At 66.7% G+C, this 24,388-nt stretch carries 24 protein-coding genes; 13 read left to right on the top strand and 11 right to left on the bottom strand.

Translation table 11 applies throughout. The features are described from left to right. Window positions 1-190: 190 nt before the first annotated feature. The 7 genes from NBW77_RS14760 (at window position 191) to NBW77_RS14730 (ending at window position 8,369) form a co-directional block, all read left to right on the top strand. Entirely contained in the window at window positions 191-1,996 is a 1,806-nt protein-coding gene (locus tag NBW77_RS14760; protein WP_131745273.1) for a glycoside hydrolase family 15 protein, read from the top strand. Between the two features lie 131 nt (window positions 1,997-2,127). Next, window positions 2,128-3,576, top strand: a complete 1,449-nt coding sequence (locus tag NBW77_RS14755; RefSeq protein WP_250279888.1) for an FHA domain-containing protein — start codon at window positions 2,128-2,130, stop codon at window positions 3,574-3,576. A gap of 26 nt (window positions 3,577-3,602) precedes the next feature. Beyond that, on the top strand, window positions 3,603-4,331 hold the full coding sequence (locus tag NBW77_RS14750; protein WP_250279887.1) for a DUF305 domain-containing protein: 729 nt from the start codon (window positions 3,603-3,605) through the stop codon (window positions 4,329-4,331). 246 nt (window positions 4,332-4,577) lie between these two features. Beyond that, the gene (locus NBW77_RS14745) at window positions 4,578-5,324 is read left to right on the top strand and encodes a YceI family protein (protein WP_131745271.1); all 747 of its coding nucleotides are present in this window, start codon (window positions 4,578-4,580) and stop codon (window positions 5,322-5,324) included. Window positions 5,325-5,412: 88 nt separating this feature from the next. Then, window positions 5,413-6,165, top strand: a complete 753-nt coding sequence (locus NBW77_RS14740; protein ID WP_131745270.1) for an SDR family oxidoreductase — start codon at window positions 5,413-5,415, stop codon at window positions 6,163-6,165. 110 nt (window positions 6,166-6,275) lie between these two features. Continuing rightward, complete coding sequence (locus tag NBW77_RS14735) at window positions 6,276-7,718, top strand: ATP-binding protein (RefSeq protein WP_131745269.1); 1,443 nt, start codon at window positions 6,276-6,278, stop codon at window positions 7,716-7,718. Between the two features lie 216 nt (window positions 7,719-7,934). Further along, window positions 7,935-8,369, top strand: coding sequence for a GNAT family N-acetyltransferase (locus NBW77_RS14730; protein WP_175324634.1), 435 nt, complete (start codon window positions 7,935-7,937; stop codon window positions 8,367-8,369). On the opposite strand, the gene NBW77_RS14725 is transcribed toward NBW77_RS14730, so the two are convergent. The 6 genes from NBW77_RS14725 to NBW77_RS14700 form a co-directional block, all read right to left on the bottom strand. Continuing rightward, window positions 8,342-8,614, bottom strand: a complete 273-nt coding sequence (locus NBW77_RS14725) for a hypothetical protein (RefSeq protein ID WP_207386814.1) — start codon at window positions 8,612-8,614, stop codon at window positions 8,342-8,344. The genes NBW77_RS14730 and NBW77_RS14725 overlap by 28 nt on opposite strands. Continuing rightward, entirely contained in the window at window positions 8,592-8,765 is a 174-nt protein-coding gene (locus tag NBW77_RS14720) for a hypothetical protein (protein WP_207386813.1), read from the bottom strand. Before NBW77_RS14720 ends, NBW77_RS14725 begins: the two co-directional genes overlap by 23 nt. Window positions 8,766-8,981: 216 nt before the next feature. After that, the gene (locus NBW77_RS14715; protein WP_131745268.1) at window positions 8,982-9,776 is read right to left on the bottom strand and encodes an aminoglycoside phosphotransferase; all 795 of its coding nucleotides are present in this window, start codon (window positions 9,774-9,776) and stop codon (window positions 8,982-8,984) included. 384 nt (window positions 9,777-10,160) lie between these two features. After that, complete coding sequence (locus NBW77_RS14710; protein WP_131745267.1) at window positions 10,161-10,571, bottom strand: arsenate reductase ArsC; 411 nt, start codon at window positions 10,569-10,571, stop codon at window positions 10,161-10,163. A 10-nt stretch (window positions 10,572-10,581) separates the two neighbouring features. Further along, window positions 10,582-11,292: an aquaporin gene (locus NBW77_RS14705; protein WP_131745285.1), complete on the bottom strand. Its 711-nt coding sequence runs from the start codon at window positions 11,290-11,292 to the stop codon at window positions 10,582-10,584. Between the two features lie 56 nt (window positions 11,293-11,348). Beyond that, window positions 11,349-11,909 carry an ArsI/CadI family heavy metal resistance metalloenzyme gene (locus NBW77_RS14700; protein ID WP_131745284.1) on the bottom strand — a complete coding sequence of 187 codons (561 nt, stop codon included), beginning with the start codon at window positions 11,907-11,909 and terminating at the stop codon, window positions 11,349-11,351. Between the two features lie 100 nt (window positions 11,910-12,009). On the opposite strand from NBW77_RS14700, the gene NBW77_RS14695 reads away from it, so the two are divergent. Together NBW77_RS14695 and NBW77_RS14690 are read left to right on the top strand one after the other, a co-directional pair. Next, window positions 12,010-12,447, top strand: coding sequence for an ArsR/SmtB family transcription factor (locus NBW77_RS14695; RefSeq protein ID WP_131745266.1), 438 nt, complete (start codon window positions 12,010-12,012; stop codon window positions 12,445-12,447). A 74-nt stretch (window positions 12,448-12,521) separates the two neighbouring features. After that, entirely contained in the window at window positions 12,522-15,041 is a 2,520-nt protein-coding gene (locus tag NBW77_RS14690; RefSeq protein WP_250279886.1) for a WD40 repeat domain-containing serine/threonine protein kinase, read from the top strand. Between the two features lie 38 nt (window positions 15,042-15,079). Here the strand turns inward: NBW77_RS14690 and NBW77_RS14685 are convergent, their stop codons facing one another. Together NBW77_RS14685 and NBW77_RS14680 are read right to left on the bottom strand one after the other, a co-directional pair. Beyond that, window positions 15,080-15,346 (bottom strand): hypothetical protein, encoded by a 267-nt coding sequence (locus tag NBW77_RS14685; RefSeq protein WP_250279892.1) that lies wholly within the window; start codon window positions 15,344-15,346, stop codon window positions 15,080-15,082. 306 nt (window positions 15,347-15,652) lie between these two features. Further along, window positions 15,653-15,880, bottom strand: a complete 228-nt coding sequence (locus tag NBW77_RS14680; RefSeq protein WP_349817020.1) for a DNA-binding protein — start codon at window positions 15,878-15,880, stop codon at window positions 15,653-15,655. Between the two features lie 124 nt (window positions 15,881-16,004). Between NBW77_RS14680 and NBW77_RS14675 the strand changes: the two genes are divergently transcribed. Beyond that, window positions 16,005-16,493: a hypothetical protein gene (locus NBW77_RS14675; RefSeq protein ID WP_175324633.1), complete on the top strand. Its 489-nt coding sequence runs from the start codon at window positions 16,005-16,007 to the stop codon at window positions 16,491-16,493. Between the two features lie 1,168 nt (window positions 16,494-17,661). On the opposite strand, the gene NBW77_RS14670 is transcribed toward NBW77_RS14675, so the two are convergent. Further along, window positions 17,662-19,098, bottom strand: a complete 1,437-nt coding sequence (locus NBW77_RS14670) for an NsdA family TPR-like regulatory protein (RefSeq protein WP_502799489.1) — start codon at window positions 19,096-19,098, stop codon at window positions 17,662-17,664. 522 nt (window positions 19,099-19,620) lie between these two features. Between NBW77_RS14670 and NBW77_RS14665 the strand changes: the two genes are divergently transcribed. The 3 genes from NBW77_RS14665 to NBW77_RS14655 all read left to right on the top strand — a co-directional run bounded on the left by NBW77_RS14665 (window position 19,621) and on the right by NBW77_RS14655 (window position 21,955). Further along, a complete protein-coding gene (locus NBW77_RS14665) occupies window positions 19,621-20,070 on the top strand; it encodes an NUDIX domain-containing protein (RefSeq protein ID WP_131745262.1) in 450 nt (149 codons plus the stop codon). Between the two features lie 20 nt (window positions 20,071-20,090). After that, on the top strand, window positions 20,091-21,083 hold the full coding sequence (locus NBW77_RS14660) for a hypothetical protein (RefSeq protein WP_131745261.1): 993 nt from the start codon (window positions 20,091-20,093) through the stop codon (window positions 21,081-21,083). Between the two features lie 368 nt (window positions 21,084-21,451). Next, window positions 21,452-21,955, top strand: coding sequence for a hypothetical protein (locus tag NBW77_RS14655; protein WP_131745260.1), 504 nt, complete (start codon window positions 21,452-21,454; stop codon window positions 21,953-21,955). A gap of 281 nt (window positions 21,956-22,236) precedes the next feature. Here NBW77_RS14655 and NBW77_RS14650 read toward each other — a convergent pair whose 3' ends face one another. Beyond that, window positions 22,237-22,554 (bottom strand): hypothetical protein, encoded by a 318-nt coding sequence (locus NBW77_RS14650; protein WP_131745259.1) that lies wholly within the window; start codon window positions 22,552-22,554, stop codon window positions 22,237-22,239. A 411-nt stretch (window positions 22,555-22,965) separates the two neighbouring features. Further along, window positions 22,966-24,276: a recombinase family protein gene (locus NBW77_RS14645; protein ID WP_250279885.1), complete on the bottom strand. Its 1,311-nt coding sequence runs from the start codon at window positions 24,274-24,276 to the stop codon at window positions 22,966-22,968. Window positions 24,277-24,388: the final 112 nt, after the last annotated feature.

Below are 24,388 nucleotides of genomic sequence, written 5' to 3'. Positions count from 1 at the left end.
ACCGGCACCCGGCCATGGAGTCCGGTACGCGCCCACTTACACGCACCGTCACAGATCCAAGGCGGACTCCGCCGGGGCCATGCATCATCCGACACTTCACCCAGTTGAAGTTCATAGGCTGGTAACGGGACGTACGTTCGCGGAACCGCCGCGGCGGACGACCTATCGGCAGCCCATCCGGAGACCATCCATGCGCGACACCGGCCATCCCCCCGGCACCGGCTATCCCCCGATCGAGGAGCACGCGGTCATCGGCGATCTGCGCACGGTGGCACTCGTCGCGACCGACGGCACCATCGACTGGTACTGCCCCCAGCGCTTCGACGGGCCCTCGGTGTTCGCGAGCCTGCTCGACGCAGACCGCGGCGGGGCCTTCCGCATCCACTGTCCCGGTTCCCGTGCCAAGCAGCTCTACCTGCCGGACTCCAACGTCTTGATGACCCGCTTCCTCGCACCGCAGGCCGTCGGGGAACTCGTCGACTTCATGGTCCCCGTCGACAGCGACGTGACCGAGGCACCACATGTGATCGTCCGCCAGGCCAGGGCCGTACGCGGGCGGGCCGAGTTCTCGCTGCGCTGTCACCCGCGCTTCGACTACGGACGTTCCTCGCATACCGTGACGGTTGTCGACGGCCAGGGAGCGGTGTTCGACTCCCCCGTCGGCACCCTCACCCTGCGTACAGCGGTGCCTCTTGTCGCGGACAGCGGCGGTGTCACGGCAGCATTCGCGCTCGACATGGGCGAAACCGCGGACGTCGTCCTCGAGTGGAACACCCCCATCCGACCGCTGGTGTCAGGCGAGGCGGAGCGGCTGTTCAACCGGACCCTCGCCTACTGGCAGAACTGGCTGCGCCGCAGCCGCTACCACGGACGCTGGCGGGAGATGGTGCACCGCTCCGCGCTCGTCCTCAAGCTGCTGGTCTACCGGCCCACCGGGGCACTGGTCGCCGCGCCCACCACCTCGCTGCCGGAGGAACTCGGCGGCATCCGCAACTGGGACTACCGCTACACCTGGATCCGCGATGCCGCTTTTACCACATACGCCCTGATGACGCTCGGGTTCACCGACGAGGCCGCGGCCTTCATGGACTGGTTGGAGCAGCGCTGTCACGAGGTCCCGGCCGGCAAGGGGCTCCACGTCCTCTACAGCGTGGACGGCAACGCCGACCTCGACGAGATCGTGCTCGACCATCTCAGCGGCTACCGCGACTCGAAGCCGGTGCGCATCGGCAACGGCGCCGCCGGGCAGCTCCAACTCGACATCTACGGCGAGCTCATGGACTCGGTGTACCTCTACAACAAACTCGCCGCGCCCATTTCCTTCCAGCTCTGGGAGGCCCTTTCCCGCCAGCTGGACTGGCTCGCCGGACACTGGGAGGAGCCGGACGAGGGAATCTGGGAGACCCGGGGCGGCCGGCAGCGCTTCACCTACTCGGCACTGATGACCTGGGTGGCATTCGAGCGCGCGTGCCGCATCTCCCGGCAGCGGGGCCTGCCCGGGCCCACCAACAAATGGAAGGAGCACGCCGGTCGCGCGTACAACTTCGTCCAGAACTCGGCATGGGACCCGGCCCGAGGCGCCTACATGGAGCATCCCGGGTCGCCCCGGCTGGATGCGTCCCTGCTGTGCATGCCTCTGGTCAAGTTCTCCGGGCCCACCGACCCGCGTTTCCTGTCGACCCTCGACCGCTTCGGTGAGGAGCTCGTCAGCGACAGCCTGGTACGCCGTTACGCCGCGGACGGAAGCGACGGTCTGGACGGCGACGAAGGTACCTTCAACCTGTGCTCCTTCTGGTACGTCGAGGCGCTCACCCGCGCCGGCCGGGTCAGCGAGGCACGGTTGGTGTTCGAGAAGATGCTGACCTACGCCAACCACGTCGGCCTCTACGCTGAGGAGATCGGGCCGTCCGGTGAGGCACTGGGCAACTTCCCACAGGCGTTCACCCACCTCGCCCTGATCAGCGCCGCGCTGCATCTGGACAGAACCCTCGGCTGATCGCCCGCGCCTGCGGAGGCCCCGGGGACGCCTGAAACTTCATCCGTAGCCGACAGGTTGCTGACGCGTGCCCGATCCACCGGCAGGATAGGTGGGTACAGGACGATGAACGAGGGACGAGGGGCGCGACGATGGCGGGACTTGACGGTTTCCGAGTCGTGGTGGCGACCGGACGCGGGGCCGAAGCCGGGGTGGTGGTCCGCCTGCCAGGCGTTCTCGTCGTCGCGCGCACCGGGCGTCCCGAGACGTACGAGGTGGCCAAGACGCTGCTGGCGCTGTGCGCCGAGGTGGTAGGCGATACCGGGCCGGCGTCGACCACCGGCCGCAGGCTGGTGCGCCGGGTCGCGGGGCTGCTCGCGGACGCCGACCCGGAGGCCGTGCCCGACTTCGCTCTGCTCGCCGGTGTCAACGACCGGCTGGCCGCGCTGATCCACGGTTCGATGGAGGTGGCCGCCCACGGCCCGACCTCGTTGACCCTCTCCGGCGCCGAGTCGGCCACCTGGGTGGACCGCCTGCTGCCCGCCGAGCTCGGCCGCCTCGACGTCGGCCCGGCCGGCACCCTCGGACCTGGTGGCATCGTCGGAGCCGCGGGCAGTCCCGACGACGACGCCTTCCCGCTTGACCTACGGATCGGAGCGGTCCCCGGCATCGGAGCAACGCTGGTGCCCTCCGGCGCGCCCGTACCGCCCATGCCCAAGGGCACCGAGGAGCAGTTCCTGGCCGGCTTTGGTGGGCCTCGCGACCCGATGACCGCAGCCGCACCGATCCCATCCGCGGCCGGTGGCCCATCGACAGGTCCAGCCGCCGACTCCGCGCCCTCGATGTCCTCGATGTCGACGGCACCGCCGGCGTTGGCGCCGTTGAACGGCCAGGACATCGACGACGACGCCCGCCTGCGCGCCGCCGTCCAGCCCACCCAGGCCGCGGACTTCGCCAGCCTCACCGCCGCCGACGAGGACCCGCCGACCGAACTCGCCGGCCGCGGCTCGGCCGCGCACGCGGAGGATACCGAGAGCGAGGCCATCACCGAGCTTCCCGGCCGCGGTTTCGACGTCGCCGACCTGTTCGACGACCAGGATGCTCCGACGATGCTGCCGAACCAGGCCGAAGCACAGGTCGAAGGCATCCTCTGTGCCAACAGTCACTTCAACCACCCGACCGCTCCCTACTGCACCGAGTGCGGGCTGTCGCTGGCCCAGCAGACCGGTCGCAGCGTGTGGGGTCCCCGGCCGACCATCGGGGTGATCGTTTTCGATGACGGGCTGACCGTCAACGTCGACAAGGACCTGGTGATCGGTCGGCAGCCGGACCGTGACGACGCCGTCCGAGCCGGCCGCGCACGTCCGCTGATGGTCGAGGACGGGGAGAGCGCGGTCTCCCGCGTCCACGCGGTCATCACGCTCAGCGGGTGGGACGCTGTCATCGCCGACCAGGGCTCGGCGAACGGCACCTACATCGCCCCGCCCGAGGCGACCGTGTGGACCCCGCTGAACCCGCACGAGCCGGCTCCGCTGGTACCCGGTACCCGGGTACAGGTGGGCAAACGGACATTCGTGTTCAACTCTCAGATGCAGGTCTGACACCGTTGGCCGACGAGAGCAGCGAAGTGACCGGCACGGCGGTGACCGGCACGGCGGTCGGGGTGAGGCTGCGCCGCCGGCTCCGCTGGGCGCCGGCGGCGCTGGCCGTGGTCGTCATCCTGCTGGCCGCCGGCGCGGGCCTGCGTGGCCTTGTCAACCGTCCGCCTGCTGAGGGATCCGTGGACGCCGGTTTCGCCCGTGACATGTCCACCCATCACGCCCAGGCCGTCCAGATGGCGATGGTCGAGTTCCGCGGCGGCGCGGACGTGACGCAGCGTGGCGTCGCCCAGGACATCGCGCTCACCCAGCAGCGGGAGATCGGTGTCATGTCCGCATGGCTGACCGGGTGGGGCCTGCCGCAGGTTTCCAGCGACCCGCCGATGCGGTGGATGCGCGATCACGGTCACGGTCACGCCGATCACAGTGACCAGTCCGGCCATGCCGACCACGACGGGTCGGCGTCCGTGACCTCGTCCGTGGCCGGGTCTGCGGCTTCGCCGGTAGCCATGCCCGGCATGGCTACCGACGCAGAGCTCACGCGGCTTTCCGCTGCGCAGGGGCGGGACCTGGACACACTGTTTCTCACCCTCATGATCCGCCACCACCGCGGCGGGATCACGATGGCGCAGGAGGCCGCGGCCCGTGCGCAGGAGCCGCAGGTACGGGCACTGGCCCGGGCGATGGTCATCAACCAGGCGATCGAGATCGACCAGATGCAGGCCGATCTTCGGGCGCTCAGCGCTCCCCCCGCCTGACTCGACGTTCCCCCGCCCGACTCGGCGGCCCGCGGCTGGTTCACGGAGCGATGAGGCCAACCCTCGCGGGCCCACCCGCTCCGGGCACGACGGACCACGGTCAAGACGGGTGACACACTGATCACACCGTGCCTACGGATCACGTTCAGGATTTCCTAACGTTGCCCGTGCAACATCCGTCCTGTGCCAGTCGTCGGTGCAGACGTACCGGGCGCGGACACAGGATCTGATTACAAGGAGTAATTCATGACAGCCGACGCCACCCAGGAGACGAACCAGCCGAGTCCGTCCGGGAGGGAACGCCCCCGGTGGCTGAAGGGTGCGATCATCGGCGGGATCGTGGTGGTCGCGCTCCTGGTCGGGGGGCCGTTCGTTTACATCAACTTCATCGAAGGTGATCCGCCGGCCAAGCTGTCGGTCAACTCACAGTCCACCCAGGCTGCCTCCGACACCGCTGGAACCACGGCCGTATCCGCTGACGGCGCCTGGGCGGTCGGAACCGGTTCACAGGCCGGCTACCGCGTCAAGGAGGTCCTCTTCGGGCAGGCCACCACCGCCGTCGGTCGGACCTCGGGCGTCACCGGGAAGATGGTCGTCTCAGGTACGACCGTCGAGTCCGCAAACTTCACCGTGGACATGACAACCGTCGCGAGTGACCAGTCGCAACGGGACGGCCAGTTCCACGGCCGGATCATGGAGACGTCCAAGTACCCGACAGCCACCTTCACGCTGACCAAGCCGATCGACCTCGGGTCGGTGCCCGCGGCCGGGGTGACAAAGACCTACCAGGCGACCGGTGACCTCACTCTGCACGGCGTCACCAAGACCGTCACGATTTCCCTCGACACCCAGCGGTCCGGCGTGCAAATCAAGATCAGCGGACAGATCCCGATCGTGTTCGCCGACTACAACGTCAGCAACCCGAGCTTCGGCGGGATCAAGACCGAGGATAACGGGACCATGGAAGTTCTGCTCGTCTTCACCAAATCCTGACCTCTGCACCAGGCCCCGGCCTCGCTCTAAGAGCGCCAAAAAATCCAAAGCCAGCACAACAAGCGCCTGACACTACAGGTGGGTTCACATGACCTTCGCAGCGGTACCAGCACCGAAACCACAGCTGACCGGTCGCGCGGCGCTGGTCACCGGAGCGTCCAGCGGCATCGGGCGGGCCATCGCGCTGCGCCTGGCCGCGGCCGGCGCCTCGGTCGTCGCGACCGGCCGGGACCGGGGCGCGCTGGACGCGGTCCGGAAGGATGCCGGCAGCGCCGCGGCTCATCTGCACGTCCACCCGGCTGACATCACCGACTCCGACGGACGCGCCGACCTTGCCGCGACCGTCCGGCAGCGACTCGGCAGCCTGTCGATCCTGGTCCACTCGGCCGGTACCCACCATCGGGCACCCATGGCGGACGCGGACATCAGCGATCTCGACCATCAGTACGCGGTGAACGTCCGCGCACCCTACGCCCTCACCCAGCTCCTACTACCGGATCTTGTACGGTCCCGCGGGGACATCGTCTTCGTCAACTCGACCCAGGGCCGTTCCGCCGGCCCCGGGATCGGCCAGTATGCGGCCACCAAGCATGCGCTGCGTGCGATCGCCGACAGCCTGCGCGGCGAGGTCGCGGACGCCGGTGTCCGCGTGTGCACCCTGATGCCCGGCCGGACGGCAACCCCCATGCAGCAACGGGTTTTCCGATCCGAGGGCCGGGCCTGGCCTTCCGACACACTCATGGCGCCGCAGGACGTGGCCGAGATGGTGACAGCGGTGCTGATGCTGCCGGCCCGCACCACCGTCGCCGAGATCGTGATGCTTCCGACCCGCCGGCCCTGATCCGCCCGTGGGCTCTCTGGTTTCAGTCCCGGTCCGCCCGCCACAGCCGAGCAGGTAACTCCACTCGTCTGAACTACACTCAACTGTAGTTCAGACGAGTGGAGCTTCTGATGACGTCGAGCGGGTTCGTCGGCCGGTCCGCGGAGCTGGCGCAACTTGATGCGCTGCTCGGGACGGTACGCACTGGACGGCGTGATCTTCCGGGTGTGGCGGTGCTGCTGCGGGGCCGGCGCCGTGTCGGCAAGTCACGGCTGGTCCAGGTGTTCTGTGAACGGGCCGGGGTGCCATCGGTGTTCTTCCAGGCCACGCAGGGAGCCAAGCCTGCGGCCGAACGGACGGTCTTCGCCGCGTCCGTTGTCGATTCGGAGCTGCCGAGCCGGGACCTGTTCACCGACGGCATGGTGTTGCCGACGTGGATATCGTTGTTCCGGCAGCTCGCTGCCGCGCTGCCCGATGACACCGCAAGCATCGTGGTGATCGACGAGCTACCCTGGCTGATCGAATCCGATCCGGCGCTGGAAGGCGTACTGCAGACAGCCTGGGACACAATGCTGGCACGCAAGCCGGTCCTGTTTGTGCTCATTGGTTCGGATCTGGCCATGATGGAACGTCTTGACGATTATCGGCGCCCATTCCACCAACGTGGCACGGTAATGGTGCTGCCCGCGTTGAATCCCGCCGAGGTCGGCTCCATGATCGGTCTGAGGGCGGCCGATGCGATCGATGCCCACCTTGTCACCGGCGGCCTGCCACTGATCTGTCAGGAGTGGAACCCCGGGCAGTCGCTCGAAGAATTTCTGGCCACCTCGTTGGCCAATCCGACCTCGGCACTGCTGGTTTCCGGGGAACGCTCGCTGGCCGCGGAATTCCCCGCCCAGTTGCAGGCCCGTACCGTGCTCGCCGCGATCGGTAATGGCGAACGCACCTGGAGCGGCGTCCGCGCCAGAACATCAAGCGGGATCGCGCCGATCGCAGCCAGTTCCCTGACCAACGCATTGCGTCTCCTGGAAACCAAACGTGTGATCTCCACCGACACGCCGTTGTCGACCAAGCCCTCCGAGAAGGACCGCCGCTACCGCATCGCCGACCCTTACCTGAGGTTTTACCTGGCTTTTCTGCAGGCAGGCCTGCCTCTCGTCGAACGTGGACGTACCGACCTGCTGCTGCGCAGAGTCCAGCGATCCTGGACGGCCTGGCGCGGTCGCGCCGTTGAGCCGTTGATCCGCAAGGCTCTGCTGCGAATCGCCCCGGAACTCGGTTGGCCGGAGGTAGAAGCGGTCGGCGGATGGTGGAACCGCCAGAACAATCCCGAAATAGACATCGTCGGTGCCGACCGCGACGGTGCCGCCACCCGGATCCTGTTCGCCGGGAGCATCAAATGGCACGTCGTGAAACCTTTCGACCATCACGACCATGCCGCTCTGATCCGCGATACCGCGGCAGTGCCCGGGGTTGACCGGGCAACCGCACTGCTCGCCGTGAGCCGCAGCGGTGTCACCCCGGATCTGCCGCTGCGATCGGTCGGCCCGGACGATCTCATCACGGCCTGGTAGTCATGACATCGTGGCCAGGCTGAATCGGAATTAAACTCATTGTCCCTACAGCCCCATGTTGAGAGCCACAGGTGCCGGCCGCATCGAAACTCGCAGTAAGGCGGATCGGAACGCCGGTAGGCGGCCAGCCGTAGCGCTACGATGTTCGGGGTCTGGTTGCAATTGGCCGTTCCGCCTGGAGTCTCGTTTTCCCTTATCTACCTGTGGAGGCTTCTGATGTTCGCGATGCGGCTGGCTACGAACGCCGATGTGCCCGCGGTCGCGGCTATAATTCGTAGCCGTTGCGTCTGGTTGGAGGAACGCGGTTTGCCGAGTTGGCGGGACAGCGCGGACGATGTGGCGGCGCAGGCGGAGAACACCGACGGCACGATGTGGGTACTGGAGGAGGATGGTGACCGGATCGTGGGCTGTACGATGGTGCAGGAGGAGACCCCGCCTTGGGGCTGGACGCCGACGGAACTGGCCGAGTCCGCGTACTACCTGTATACGTCGGTGACCGATCCGAAGTTCCAGGAGTTCAAGCCGGAGACACTGATGGCCTGGTGGGCGGTGGACCGGGCGGCATCCACAAACAAAAGGTGGCTGCTGTACAGCGGGGGCTATGACGTCGGATTCCGTTGCCGCTACAGGAACGCCGCTGCGGCGAGGTGAAAGTCGATGACTTCGAGGAGTTGCGCGTCGTTGTGTTCATGGTAGTGGCCGTCGCGGACATACAGCACGGCCTGGCGCAGGGCGTCGGGGTCGACCAAGTCGGTGTCGAACAGGGCGGAGCCCTCGCGCAGCATCCGGGTGAACAGGGGTTGGGCGTGAGTGGTGAGCGTGTGCTGGACGACCTCGGCGAAGGACTCGCGTTCGACCGGGTGGGTGACGTCGTCATTCAGGCCGAGCGCGTGCAAGTTGGCGGCGTTGGAGCTGTTTGAGCTCGCGCCAGTGCATGGGCAGCCATTCCCCGAGCTGGATCATGCCGGGGTGGGTGAACGGATGCAGGGACCAGATCCCGGCGCGGAGCAGGACGGGTGCGGTGGTCTCCAGGGACAAGTGCAGCACGTAAACGCTCCACCTCCCGGTCACACATTGGGAGGCCATCACCACCATCAGCTGCCTTACCGACGCTACCCACATCGCCGATCTGATCAAGCAAGCGGCAGTGCAGCTCCTCAACCCGCCGATACGACTCCACGCCGGAACGATCATCGTGCCCCATACCCAAGCAATCCACGTCCCATGGGAGATCTGAACCCTTCTGCGGCTGCGGTATGCGAGTCATGAGATGCGGTAGTGCGACCAGCGTTCCGCCGCCGTCGCCATACGGGCTGTCCACGGATTCGGGTCAACCTGGACGATCTCTGCCCAGAGCTTGGCGTTAGCCTCGGCGAAGGCATTGACCGCATCTTGGGGTGCTGTATTCCAGGAGGGGATCCGCGCGGCCCATGCTTCGGCGCTCTCGGCACTGTGGTCGCCGGCTGCCATCAGCCAGATAACCCAGCAGCCCGGGTCGATCCAGCCCGTGCCCTTGGTAGACCATGCCCAATCGACCAGGTGCGTCCGATCTGCGACCAGGACATTCTCGGGATTGTAATCCGTATGGAGAAGGTAATCGCCCGCAAACGCCGAGGGGTCATCGACGTAGGCTGACCATCTTTGCTCGGCTCTTTTCAGCGGAAGGTCCGGGCACGGCATTTTCTGAAGCCGTCGGAGGCTTTCGGAAATCTTCACAAGGTCTTCGGAGTCTGGCGAGTAGTCGGCGCGACGACCATGGACATACTCGAATCCAAGAAGGTTCCACCGGGCGGTCTCGGCATGCCAGAGGAGGCCAGGAGCTACTTCGCGAACGTACGGGTTGACGGCCGCTTCCACATGCTGTGTCCAGACACGGGGATGGTCGGTACCAAGCCCCTTCACAAAGACTTTTCCCGTGGTAGTCTGGACGACTGCGGCGATCTGTGAATTAAAACCATCCTGCGCCGTCTCTGCTTTTAGAATCACACCACTGTGTATCTCGACAGCCTTCCGGACATCATCGTCCACGTCGTCCCACTCGATTTTTGTCGTCACCATATGATCATCCTAGCGTGACTATCGACATGCAGGAGGGCGCCCCGACCGCAAGGCGTGCTTCGGAAGCGCCCTCCGTGTGGGTCTACCGATACGGGTTATCGTCCCCGCAACCGGGCTGAGACTCCGCGGTGATCGTCTCCAGATCGTCGAAGAAGAAAATCTCTTCGCGGGTTCAAATGGTCGTAGCGACGCTCCGATAGGATGATCTCGGCAACGTCGACAGACTGGATGGTGGATGGCCCTGCGCGAGCTGTTGAAAATCGAGGAGCGGGAAATCATCTCCCGGTCACCGAGGTCGCCCGGAACATCAGCGTCCACGAGATGACGTTGGGAAAATGGGTGAAGAAAGCCAAGGACGCCGCGAGGGTCGGGCCGGAATCTCGCTCAGGCGCCCACCGGGACGAGCTCGGCGAGCAGGGCGCGGACCCGGGCGTCGATGTCGTCACGGATCGGTCGGACCTGGTCGGGGGCTTTGCCCGCGGGGTCGTCGAGGTCCCAGACAAGGTAGCGCTTGCCGGGGTGGACGGGGCAGGCGTCACCGCAGCCCATGGTGATGACAACGTCGGCGGCGCGGACCGCATCGTCGGTGAGCGGCTTGGGGAACTCCTTGGACAGGTCGATGCCGATCTCTTCCATGACCGCCCGGACGGCTGGGTTGATCTCGGCTGCGGGGGCGGAGCCGGCCGAGCGGACGGATACCCGACCGGCGCCATGGTGGTCCAGGAGCGCGGCGGCCATCTGGGAACGGCCGGCGTTGTGGACGCAGACAAACAGCACCTCGGGAATGGTGGACACAGACGCTCCTTCAGCCAACGGACGTGGACGTGGACGTGGACCGGCGGTGCCCGTTCGCCTCGCCGGCAACGGCGTGGCCTACCACGACGTCGGCGGCGGCCGCCGGGCTCAGTCCGGGGTAGAACAGGCCGATCGCCCCGACCCCGACCAGACCCCCGACGAGCTGGGCTGCGATGAAACCCGGGGCCGATGCGGGGGCGATCCCGGCGAAACTGTTCGAGAACATCCGGCCGATGGTGATCGCCGGGTTCGCGAAGCTGGTGGAGCTGGTGAACCAGTACGCCGCACCGATGTAGGCACCGACCGCCGCCGGGGCGCGGTCGCCCCGGCCGGACCGGGCCAGGGCGAAGATGACCAGCAACAGGCCGGCGGTCGCCACCACCTCGGACAGCAGGTGTGGCCCGGACGCGCGGTGATGGGTCGAGATCGAGACCGCCGCCCGGTCGAACATCAGGTTGGCGAGTACCGCCCCGGCCATGCAGCCGGCGACCTGTGCCGGCAGGTAGGCGGCGGCATCCCGCCAGGACAACCCGCCGAACACCGCGTCCACGGCGGAGACGACGGGGTTGAAGTGGGCGCCGGAGACCGGCCCGACCATCAGGATGATCGCGAACAGGCCGGCGGCCGTCACCGCCGCGTTCTCCGCCAGCTGTAGGCCCACATCGGTGCTGAGCTGCTGGGCGGCGATCCCCGAGCCGATCACCAGGGCGGCCAGCAGCATGCTGCCGACCGCTTCCGCCGCGAGCCGCCGCGCCAGCGGCGGTATCCGCCCTGCGGTCACCGGGCGGCGGATGTGGTGAGGGTCAGCAGCTCCGGCGTCCCCGCCCCGACGGCGGTGGCCTCCGGCCCACAGCCCGCGGGCCCGCAGGCGCACGCCGACCCGGGCACGTCGGGGTCAACGGCCCGCGGTTCGGTGGCCCGCGGTTCGGTGGCCCGCGGTTCGGTGGCCACGCCCTGCTCGGCATCGCCGAGGACGGTGTAGACCTCCCATGGCGCCCCGTCCGGGTCATCCACCCACACCTTGTCCTGCACCGCGTAACAGCAGGTCGTGGCCTGTTCGGTCGCGGTCGCCAGCCCCTGCTCGGCCAGCCACGCGGTCGCCGCGTGCACCTGCTCGGTGGACTCGACCTCGACGCCGAGGTGGTTGAGCGCACCGGCCACACCCGACCCGCGAGCCTGCGGATTTTCGATCAGGACCAGCTTCAGCGGCGGAACGTCAACGGCGAAGTTCGCATACCCCGGACGCCGCTTCGCCGGCTCCACCCCGAACAGCTTCGAGTAGAAATCCACCGCCGCGTCCACATCCGAGACGTTCAATGCCAACTGCACCCGGGCCATCGTGATCACCATCAAGACATCGACCGCCGTCTATCTACCGATGGCGCCGAGCATCACCCCGGACATAGACGGCTGTCAATAGGTGCGGCATGCTGGATCCATGACCGCCCCCACCAGCGCCCGCTCCGCGGAGTCAGGGGGGTCCGGGGAGGATGCGTCCCCGAGCGCGGACGGGGCGTGCTGCACCCCGCTCACCCGTGAGCCTCTCTCCGCCGAAGCCGCCGTCCAGCTCGCCGGACTACTCAAAGCCATCGCCGACCCGACCCGCCTTCGACTGCTCTCACTGATCTACGCCCACGAGGGCGGCGAGGCGTGCGTCTGCGAACTGACCGAACCGCTCGAACTCACCCAGCCCACGATCAGCCACCACCTCAAGGTGCTCGTCGACGCCGGCCTGCTCATCCGTGAGAAACGAGGCGTGTGGGCCTATTACCAGGCTGTTCCCGCCAAACTGACCGCACTCGGCAATCTGATCACACCCATGGGCATCGGTGGCGCCACCTTGTCGATCCAGCAACGGATGGCCGCAATACCGTAAGCGTGGCGTACGGTGACATCGAGATCGGATCGGTTCCGGGGGGTGCAGTCGTGCCGGGAACGACACCGCCGCCCGTGTCAGGCAATGTCATGGCTCCGCTGCGGCCTGAGGACCCTCGCCAACTTGGGCCCTACCGCATCGCGGGCCGCCTCGGGCAGGGCGGAATGGGTGCGGTCTTCCTCGCCTCCCGCCAGGACGGCCAGTGGGTAGCGATCAAAGTGATCCGCCCGGAACTCGCCGAGCACCCCGAGTTCCGCGCCCGGTTCCGCCGCGAGGCCGACAGCGCACGCAAGGTGAAACGGTTCGCCACCGCCGCCGTCCTTGACGCCGACCCCGACGGCCCCCAGCCCTACCTGGTCACCGAATTCGTCGAGGGACCGACGCTTTCCAAACTGGTCAACGCCCGCGGCCCGCTGCGCCCGGCCGACCTGGAACATCTCGCCCTGAGCGTCGCGACCGCACTGAGCGCCATCCACTCGGCCGGGATCATCCACCGCGACCTCACCCCGTCCAACGTCCTGCTCTCGCCCGTCGGACCCAAGGTGATCGACTTCGGACTGGCCCGGTCGTCGAACGTTCTCACCAATATCAGCCATGTCGGCGCACAGCCGATCGGCACGCCCGGATACATGGCACCCGAACAGATCCTCGACGAGCCCGTCACCCCGGCCGTGGACGTGTTCGCCTGGGGCAGCATCGTCATCTACGCCGGGACCGGCCGCTCGGCGTGGGGCGACGGGCCGACCGAAGCGGTCCTCTACCGGATCATCCACGATGAGCCACGTCTCGACGGCATCCCCGACGACCTGCGTGAACTGGTCGCACAGGCCATGTGTAAGGATCCCGCGCAGCGTCCGAGCGCCGACTCGCTGCGCGCCGTCCTGATGGGCAGCGCGGACGCCACGAACCCGGCCACCGCGACACCGGCCCGGTCGACGGGTTCGAAGAGTTCCAGGAGCCCGAAACGTTCCGCAAGTTCCAAAGGCCCGGCGGGAACCGGCCGGTCGCCTCGGCGCCCCCTGCTCACCCGGACCCCACCTGCCGATGACGGCAGCGGCGACAACGGCGGCACCATCGGGCTCGCCCCGTCAGATCCGCGGGTGTCGCCACCGGTCTCGCCATATCCGCTGGTATCGCCGGCGCCATCCGTGTCACCGCCATCCTCGACGGCACGGTGGCCGGCTCCCGGCCCGGCCGTCCGACCCCGCACCCGGCAACCCGACACGCCGTCCCCGGCTCGGGCGGCAGGCCGTCACCGCCGCAGGCTTGTCCTGCTGGGTGGCCTCGTGGCTGCTGTCGCGACCGCGTCCGTGCTAGCCCTCACCGTCCTGCCCGGCAGGGATGGCGCAAGCGATGCAAACCGGGCCGCGGTCTCCCGACAGGTCGCCGCGCGGGCAGATGCGAACCGGCCGGGTGATCCGACGCTCGCCGGCCGGCTTGCCGTTGCCGCGTTCCGGATCTCGCCCACACCCGAGGCGCGCCGCGCCATGCTCTCCTCCTTTGTCACCTCATCGGTGGTGCTCCTGCCGCAGCGTGGCGCGAAAGTGCTCGACGCCGCCTGGGACGCCCGCGGGCGGACCCTCGCCGAGGTCGATGCCGACGGGCGGCTCAGGCTCTGGGATCTGACCGACCGCCGCAAGCCGACTCTGTCGTCCGAAATCAGCCCGGCTGCCACCGGGCAGGCCACCGGTGTCACGCTCGGTGCTGACGGTCGTCTGTTCGCGGTCGGTGCCGCGGACACGTCCGCCCGGATGTGGGAGGTCGCCGCCCCCGGCGGGGCCGGGCAGCTGAGCCAACTGAACGGCCACATCAGCCCGGTCGTCCGGCTCGCGCTCGACGAATCCGGGAAGCTGCTGGTCACGGCAGGCGCGGACGGGACGGTCGGGCTCTGGGACGTCGGCGATCCGCACCGTCCCGCGCTGCTGACCTTCCTGCCGAACCGGGGCGGGCTGGTCGCCGACCTCGCGCTGCGTCCGGACGGCCGGCTGCTGGCCACCGCGGCCCTCAACGAGACCGTGCGGCTGTGGGATCTGACGGACCGGCGACAACCACGCCAGGTCGCGACCATGACCGGCCATGTGGGCGCGGTCGTGACGGTGGCCTTCAGCCAGGACGGACGGCTTGCCGTGACCGGCGGCGACGATCACACGCTGCGGCTGTGGGACCTGTCCGATCCGGCCAGACCGCTGGCCGCGGGCGTCCTCACCGCGCACGACGACCGGGTGACCGGTGCCGGGTTCGGAGCGGACGGCCTGCTGGTGTCGGCGGACGCAGGCGGAACCGTCATGGTGTGGGACGCCGGCGCACCACTTACCGCACAGCCCATCCAGCCCATCCAGCTCATCCGGTTCCCAGCCGCGAACCCCACATCCGCGAACCCCACCTCCGCGGGCAACGCGGTGAGCCGTCTCGTCGTGTCGGGCGAGGGGCACGCGTTCGCGGTAGGTGGGGAGGACGGCGGTCTACGGGTGCTGTCGACCGATCCGGGGACGCTTGCCGGGATCGCCTGTGCGGATCCGCGCTTCCGGCTCAGCCCGCAGGAATGGTCGCGGTGGGTGCCTCGGCTGTCCTACTCCGACCCCTGCCCGGGATGATTCACCGCCCGCCTGGGTCCGGCCCAATACCAGGAACTTTAGGTTCTGGTCAGGATTGTGACGACGGTGGGTGGCGGTCCCGTGAGGTGCTTGTCGACCGGCTTCTTGGCGGAAAACGGGGTGCGCTTGGCGCGGCGGACGACGCGGGGGTTGGAGCGGTGACGTTCCGGTAGGACGTGTTCGGTGATCTCAGCGGTCACCACGGCCAGGACCCGGGCGGTCCGGCGGAGGGGGAAAATCGCCCGGCGCACGACCTGGCGCCGGACGATGCTGACGGTGTGAGTGAACGAGAGCCGGTCGGGCAAGCTTGCTCTACCCCGGGTTCTCCCGGCCGGGCAAGGGGCGCCGCTCCCACCTTCACCGATCGTGGCTGTGTGCTCCTTGACCGGTGGGGAGGTTCCGGGGTAGGCCTTCGGGTGTCCGGCCGGCGGAGGCGATCAGCGGACCCGCGCACCTCCCCCTCACCTCCAGACGCAGGGCCGGGGACGGGGGGCGGAGCCCCAGTTCTGGTCCGTTAACCCGTAGTGACCTGCGTCACAAACCTTTATCGCTTGGGGAACCCGTAGCGCTTGACGGGCGAGGGATGCGGCTGATCACCCACGATCTTTGATCTACTGTGCTTCGCGCTGCTCGGCCTGCTTCGGCCGGTGCCTCGTTATCCATGTCTCGACGTCGGCCACGCGCCACGCGCGGATATGGCGGACGGTCTGCGCGGGCGGGGGGAAGTCCGAGCGGTGGGTGAGCTGGCGGGCGCGCTCGCTGGTGATTTTGAGCCGGGCGGCAATGTCGCCAGTGGTCCACAGCTGATCCTCGGACATGCCGGTAATGGTATTGCCCAACCCAAACCGCGCCTCTACTCTTGGGGGTGGCCAACCACAAAGGTTGGCGCGGCGGTCCGGAGTGGTGCTGCAACACGACTCCGGACCTTGATCACAACACCTGCGTAGACAGGAGCGGTGACCCATGCCCATCATCCCGCCGTCCGGCGATAGCCCATGGCGTGACCCGTACGAACCTCGGCGTTTCGTGACGGTCCGGCACAACGTCCGGGAGGTTTACGAGCTGACGGTTTCCCCGGGTGCGGACCTGCACGACCTGGTGGACGCAACGGCCACGCTGCCCAGCATCGTCTACACCGATCATCGGCCGGTCACTCCAGCGGACCCTGCGGTGGTCCTGACGTTCCGGGCGATGCCCACCGGGCCGGACGGTGTGCCGGTGCGACCGTCCCCGCGCGGGGCGTCGCCTGCCTCGGGCTGGGTGCCGGCGATCGATCCGGCTGTGGCGGGTGTCCCGCCGACCGAGTATGAGCGGGCGTTTCGGGCGATCCTTGCCACCGACGCGTTCCGGGTGCACGGGCCGTCCCTCGTGTACGGGTTGGCGTACTGCGACCCTGAGGCGGTCATCGCTGCCGCCGGTGGGATCGTGGCCCGATGGGCTCGGCGGGCGTAGAGCCGGATACCTCAGGGCGAACGGCCGGTGACCCACGAACGGGTCACCGGCCGTTCGCGTTACGAGTGTGATCTTTTCACGGACCTCTGTCTGAGCTGATCTCCTCCGTCGGTCGGGCAGGCTGCGCCCTACCCCGGGTTCTCCCTGCCGGGCAAGGGGCGCCGGGTCAACACGCACCGATCGTCACCCGTGCGACCCTTGAGCGGTGGGGAGGTTCCGGGGTAGCCCTCCGGGTGTCCGGCCGGCGGAGGCGATCAGCGGACCCGCGCACCTCCCCCTCTCCTCCGGAGAGAGGGCCGGGGTCGGGGGCGGAGCCCACGGGAAAACCCCGCAACGACCGGCAGCCGCCAGACAGGCTCCGGAGAGGGACTTTGACGCGAGAAGGACAACCAGGATCGCGCGGATCGTCCGCAGCAAAGGCGGATACGGTTATAAGGACGGTCACAGGCAGACGGCGGGAGACGCGACACGCCGACGCGCCGGGCGGGTGGCGGGGCGACGCTCCGAGCCCCTAGGCTCGGCGCGCGGCGCACCGTCGGGGTCTGCCCGTTGCGCGGCGTGCGTGGCGTGGACCATGCGGCGGCCGAAGGCCGCCCTTGAAACCGTGGAGAAAGTTTGCGACGATCTTCGGCTGACACCCGGCCGACACCCGGCCGACACTTCGGCTGGTGCGCGTGGTCAAGGTCGGGTAACTCCCGCTGGCCAGATGATTCGTACCGCATGGCCGTGGGAGCGGGCGTACTCGACGACATCGGCCGTTCCGCCTGGGCCTCTGCTGGGCTGCCCATCCCAGACAGCGATGAGCTGGTCAGATTGATCTACGAGTACGCGGCTCGCGTGCATGTGCGCTTGGGACTCGGATTCTTGATAGCTCAGCTGGCGGATTTCCTCTGCCCGGCTATATAGGCGGTCGTAGATCGGATGATGTTCTGGAGATAGGTTGTCGCGGTATGTCCGTGCGGGCACTATAACGATCAGCCGTCCTCCGAGGTCCAGGACAGCTTCGGCGAATAGGGTGTCCGCTCCGTCCGCAAGGCAGCTGATTCCGATGAGGTTAGAATTACTTACCTGATGGAGGTACGTGCGGATTTCTCGGTCGACATATGATTCTATTTCCGAAGTTAGGCCACGGTGGCCGGTGATTCCGACGCGAGTCATCGATTTCCTCTCAGATGTCGAGTGGATCCAGTTCGCGAAGTCGGATATCGAGTTGTTGAACTGGCGCGATGTGTGGTTGCGCGGGCAATCGCTGACGGGTCCTCCAAGCTGCGCGCATAACTCGCTGCGAAGTCTTGGTTGATGCGGCTTCGAGAGCAGCGAGAGCTATTGTGGCACTTTGGTCGTATTCTCTTCTCATCGCGTACGCATCGGCATGTGCCAATAGGTTGAGGGCGTGCTGCGCGCTGTGAGCTTGTACTCTTGTCGCGAGTGGTGCCGAGTTCAACGCTGCGACGGGGTCGCGAAGATCGACTGCGGCTGCGAGTCGGTAGCCTGCTAGTTTTTCGTCACTGAACCGCATGATCCATGGCCAGGGTGGGCTGTCGTCCTGACTGATCCGCATCGCGGCTTCTTGAGCCATGTCAAGATAGCGCCATGTTTGCGTCGCCTGCTGTGCGATCGCGTAAGTCGTGGCAGCTGTCGAGTACAACCAAGCGTTGATGGTGTCGTTGGCGTGTGGGCGAAGAGATTCTAGGGCTTGGTCTACGAGGTCCAATGCGCGCTGGGGATTGCCGGATTTGGCGATGAAGACGGCAGTGCTGCCGAGCATGTAGGCCGGAAGAGTCGGGTGCTGGGACTGACGGGCCATGCGGACCGCGGCATGGTAATAGCGTTGCGCCGAGCCGATCTCCCACATGTCCCACGCGAGCCATGCCAGGAATCCGAATCCCTCACTGAGTGCCTCGGCTGAAAGTTGCTTTGCTGCCGGGTCACGCGTATTCTTTCCCACTGCACTGAGGAGACGTAGGTGTTCGACTACGATTCCGGCGAGGTCGCGGGCGGGTAGTGAGCCTTCGCGGCGGCGTTGCGCTGTGACTACCGATCGCAATACTGATATCTTTGAAACTGGATCGGCGTCGAGCGCGGACAGGTATGACTCAAGGTGAGTGAGGGCGGTGAGGGCCGCCGCCCCTTGAGTGAGTAGCTCTCTACGTAGCATGGCCGACCACTCGTCTAGGAGATCCAGGTCAGCCGGGAGGTTCCCGGCTGACCTGGTCGTTGAACCTAGCTTCCGGTACACATGATCATCAACTCTCCAACCTGCGGAAAGGCTTGTGCCGGGCGGGCTGAGGGCCGCTGAGGGGATGGTCCCATCCGCTGGTCGACTGCGTGTGCGACGCGGGCGGCGAAAGCCCAAGGCGGTGTCGGTGGGCGTCCGCAGGATGCTTCGGAGCGCAGTTCGGTAGTCCGCCTGCGGCCAGTGGATAGCCCCTCGTTCCAGCTTTCCGATGTAATGATCGTCTACCGCAGTTGTGCGGCCAGTGGCACGGAAGACTGCTTCGTTGACGAGGTCTGCCAGCTCGACGCGGGACAGCGGCTGACCGGGCGCGTGCGGTGACTCGATGCGTTCCCGAGCGCCTCGTAGTTGGTGGTTCGGCTCGGTCACGGCCCCTGCCTTCGCGTGGTGCTCATGGGCTGATCATCTCATGGAACGGTGAGGCTCCTCATTCTCGGCGCGCTGGTCGTTTCCCGGCGGGGCGGCCATCCCGGGCATCCGCCCCCCAATCAGCCCCTCAATGCTCCCCTCTAACCGTCCTGGATTAGACGCGGAGCGTTGCGCCACGATGGGATGGCGGCTCCAGTCGAGCTGACATCAGGTCCTCGGCTGGCGCTGCACCTGCGGCGGGCGCGGTGTACCTCGGATCCGATGGCCGGGGCCACGCGTGCTAGACGGCTTCGGGTGGAGCTAGATCGTGTCGGGCCACACACCCTGTCCGCTGCTCTGCCCGGGGCTGTCGCTTTGCAATCGTGATCAGAGGAGGTTGGGTGTCTGACGGAATGGGGGGACCGTTGGGCCGGACGATGCCGATGACATCGCCGTCCCTCCGCGCCCCTCCTCGGACTGTAGTGCATCATCGCCGGGTCACTTGATGTGCCGGCCGGACACACCGATGGAAGGAAAAGAGTCATGAAGAGAATTGCGGCCATGGCTTGGCGGGCGCTACGCGGTTCGGTGCAGTGGCGTGTGCTCTGGCTGTGGCATGCAACATTCATGGTCGGTGTGAGCGGAATTGTGAAGGATGACGAGGGTCGCGTGTTGGTCCTTCGTCATCGCTTGTGGCCAGAGGATCGACAGTGGGGACTTCCGACCGGGTATGCGAAGCGGTCGGAGACCTTCGAGAATACGGTTGTCCGGGAAGTCCTGGAGGAAACAGGGCTGAGGGTCCGCGTTCGTGATCTGGTTAATCTGAAAAGCGGGTATCGCCTGCGAGTAGAGGTTGCCTACACGGCAGACCTCATCGGAGGAGATATCAAAATCGCCTCGTTTGAAGTCCTGGAGGCACAGTGGTTCGCAATGGACCGCCTTCCGGAAGGTCTGCTGGAGTCACACCGAACCCTGATACAGAAGACACGCTGACCTGGCCGATTCAGAGGTCGTTGACGCCGACATTCCTGGGTCCGAACGAACATGTTTCGGGCGACTTGGAATCCCGTGCGGAAGCGATGCAGCGGCTTGCATTCGCCAGGGCATCCGTAACCTTCACTGGCCATCACCCCAACCTTAGTTTCTCGCTTCTGCATTGGGTTGTCGATGGCTGGCGCGACCGCCGGTTACAGGAGATCTTTTACGCGGGTGTAGCGGATCTCTCCCAGCGTTTCAGGGGCTTCGGTTTACTCGGCACCCTTCCCGTCGATCGGGTATGGGTTGGAATTCGTTCCACCGACGCTTCTTCCTTTGGTGGTTTCCACTATCCCCAGCAGGGGTACCGGCACGTCCAGCTGGGTGCAGTGGTGACCAGATATGGCCACCTGGCCGCGCCTGACCACGAGCAAACGACACTAACGGCGCTCGACTTGCTGCGCACATACGCGCACGACTGCCTACACTACGGCAGCTTCCGCGTGTATACGCTGCATAACGACACGCTGACTCGCATTCGCTACGGTCTGAACCGGCGGGACCCGAACGGAGCATCCTACTCAGCCTGCGACCGGCCGGGTTCACGGACGACCCGCAATCTGGGAATTGTGACGGAAGGCGCTGTTGACCGTGAAGCCCGTGCCGTCGTCCGCCAAGTCGCGGCGAAGTACAACCTGGAAGCTGGGCACACCCCGTTCGATGGCTTGGCGTTCCGCGATGCCACAGGCCAGCTCTCGGGCACTGACCGAAGCAGCCTCGCATCACTGACGGAACCTGCCGGCGCCGAAAATCGTAGTCTATACCTGGCCGCTATGGCCTCCTACGAACGAGTGGTGAATTTTCGCTACGAAACTTTTCTGACCGAAATCGGCGGCGGCGACCAACAAGACTTACACGATGCAATCATCAGAGGAACAATAAGCGGCGATCATGCCGAGGTATATGCCTGGCTGGAGGACCGTTACGGCCCGAATGCATTCGAGCAGCTTTTTCGCGCCGATGCAAAGTAGGGCGCTATTGCCGGAAATTATGATCTGCGTGTCAGGGAGTCCAGTGGCTGTCGACTATTTCCGAGATGATCGATTCGAAGATGACGCTGGAGAGGGTGAGGAGTGGTGGTGGGATGACGACGACGGGTATGAGTACTGGCCTCGTGCAGATGGTAAACGTGCGGGATGTGATCACTCCGTCGGGGGTGTGGGCGCTCGTAGTGCCGGGGTTCAAGTGGTGGCCCCGTTTACGGATCTTCCGACGCTGGCCCGATACGCCTGGAAGCGGGGGATTCCGACTGCGGGGTACCGGGCGCTGCCGTTTCTGGGCCTGGGAATGAGCGCGACCCTGTGACCGGCCTTAGTCTGCATCCGGGACTGGAGCGGTGGTGAGCGGGGCGGGGGCGGCAACGGCGGCGGGCTGGGAGTTCGATGCCGGGCAGCTTCCTGAGTTCCTGCCTCGGCCGTGTGACGGTCTGATCCTCGGTCTCCTGCCTGAGCCGTTGGAGGCGGACAGCGAGGCCCAGCAGATGTTGCTGTCGGATCACATGCAGGTGGACGAGGACGTCATGGTGGGGGCAAGCATCGGGATTGCGCAGCTTGCTCCTGTGGGGCTGGTGGTGCTGCATCGCCGGTTCACCGCGCTGATGGCGTCGCGGGTGGCCTGGGCGGTGGGGATCCGGCTGCGGCGGCAGAGACTTACCACGGGTGACTTGTCCCGGGTCGTGATGGCGGGGTCGAAGCCAAATCCGGACGTGATCCCGGATGGGGTGACGGTCACGATGCATCGGGTGCGCGTGCGTGATCACAAGGTGGTCTCGCTGATCGAGGTGTGGGAGGTGCACTTTCTCGCACTGGTCCTGGCGGCGAGAGAAGACTCCGCGCTGCTGTAGGCGGTGGCCGTGTCGAGCTGGCGGCCCTGAACGTGTCCGACCCTTTCCCCCTTGGCCGGCGGGTTCGGGGCCGCCGTTGGCGTGTTCGTGACCTGTGTTGATAAACGGTTCATGGAGACGCGACTACCGGTCGAATGCTCGTGGGCGTGGGCGGCGCCTAGTGCATGCTGCATCGGGCCGCTGCGGCACGGCTTCCCGTAAGTAACGCAATGTGGTGCAGGACGATCTATATCGAACAAGCGTGAAGTCATAGAGATGTGACCCCCGGTAACAAGTTCAGCTCAGGCGGCGCCGTCTTCCTCGGTCATGGGGAGGGTTCGGCGCCGTTCGTGTCGGTCGCGGATGCGTTGGTAGAGCTCGATGGCGAGGTTGAGGAGTAGGTGTCCCTCGTGGGTGGGCCGGCGGAAGGTCTCGGGTTGGATGCCGTAGAGGTCGGCGGCCTGGGCGCGGCGCTGCTCGGGGGTCAGGCGGCGGGTGCGGGGCCATAGGCAGAGCATGAGGCCGATGGCTTCATGGTCGGTGGGATCGAGGGCGGCGACGGCGGCGGTCAGGATGCGGTGGGTGGAGATCGCTCGGTCGTGGATTGATCGTCGGGGCATGCCGGGTTCGGTGTCGAACAATGGCTGGCCGAGATCGCCGCCCGCGCCCGGGATGACGATCCAGGCACCTGGCCGTGGCCAGGAAATGAGCTCCCTTCCGCATGTTTGTCGCAGTAAAGGTGCCGGCGATGCCAGGCAAGGACAACACCGACACCGACGACAGCGACCACAGCGACCACAGCTGGGGTGGGCGGGTGGGCTACCACCACCGGGAAAGATCACCGGCTGGGGGTGGTGGGAGACGCGCGGGTGGCACGGTGGATCGCACAGCGGGTAGCGGCGGCTCCTCCTCTCAGCGATGAACAGTTGACACGGTTGGCGTTCGTGTTCCGACGGGGACAGCCGGCATCCGGTCGGATCGGTTGGGGTCGGCCCGACCCGGGCGATGCCGGGCCGACGGGAACAGGGTCATCAGACGGTGGGGGCCGGGCTGCTGTCGGGGGTGCGCCACGGGGCGTCCACCCGGTCGGGGTCGAACGCGGTACCACGCCCCCGGATCGTCGCCCGACGGATCGTGATCCGCTCGAACAGGGTCCGTAGAACATCCTTTTGGGCGGGCAGGGACAGCGCGTCCCACCGGGCGCGCATGTCGGCGACGTCGGTCACGCCGCTGTCGGGCACGAACCCACGCAGTGCGCTCGGGAGGGTGAGGGCGGCGGCGGCCTGTTCCGCCTCGGCGATCATCGGGAGTAGCTGTTCCTCCATTTTGATCAGACCGGTCGGGGACAGCCGTCCGGCGGCGGCGCTGGCGTAGTACTCCTCCAGGCGGGCCTTCAACGTCTGCACCTGCTCGCGGGCCTGGACGACAGCGGCATCATCGGGCTGAGCGCTCAACGTGGCGTAGACGTCGGGCTGGACAAGCCGCACGCACACCATCGCGATAATCACCTCGTCCAACGCTTCCCTGTCGATATAGGCGTGTCCGCGTCGGCACCCGTACACCCGGCCGGGACGGCGGGGCAACGCCCGGACCTCCACCGGCTCCCCGCACACGTCACAGTGCGCCACCCACGACAGCAGCCACCGGGCCTTCCCCGGACGGGTACGGTGCCGGGCGGGATCGGTGAGTACCCGCTGGGCGGCGGCGAACGTCTCCTCCTCGACCAACGGCGGCCACACCCCGGCGTACACCTGCCCCTGATAGACCCGCCGGGCTACATAGTGGTCGTTCGCGGCCATCGACCGACGCACCCGCAAACTGATCTTCTCCGACTCGTAGGCGTTATCCACCCCGTCCTCAGCAAGCGCACGCCAGTCACGGGCGTTCCCCACATCGTAGGTACGGCCGTGCGTGTACACATGGATCAACACACCCCGGCTCCGGCACACGTTGAGCAGCCGCGCCCACCGTTCCAACTCACGGTCACCCCGGCTGGTCTCCCAGATCCACAACAGGTCGAACTGACCCGCGGAAAGATCCTCTAACAGGCGCGCCCACTCGTTGCGCTGCTTCCCCGAAAACCGGGACGCCCCGTACCCGTCATCACAGTACACATCCTTGATCGACCACCTGTGCGCGGTGCAATCGGCACGCCCAGCCGTCTCCTGTTCACCGACGGAACGCCCCCTTTTCTCATCATCCGCACTCCTGCGGGCGTAGATAGCGGCTGATGCTCCCTCATGCTCACCTATAGGCCAATTGTACGGGTTAACGGACAAAGACTCCGAGGAAACCCCACAACCATCGTTACCATTCGAACGCGAACGAACACGAAGCAGCATCAGCTCGAGGTCCGGGCATCGGACCGTCCTGCGAGATAATCACGCATACGGCTCGAAGGCGGTCACAGGCAGATGGTGGGGGACGCGACGGCCGAAGGCCGCCCTTGAAACC

This window comes from Frankia sp. Cppng1_Ct_nod, from assembly GCF_920656135.1.
Taxonomy (GTDB): domain Bacteria; phylum Actinomycetota; class Actinomycetes; order Frankiales; family Frankiaceae; genus Protofrankia; species Protofrankia meridionalis.
This window is presented reverse-complemented; position numbering and strand designations above follow the sequence as displayed.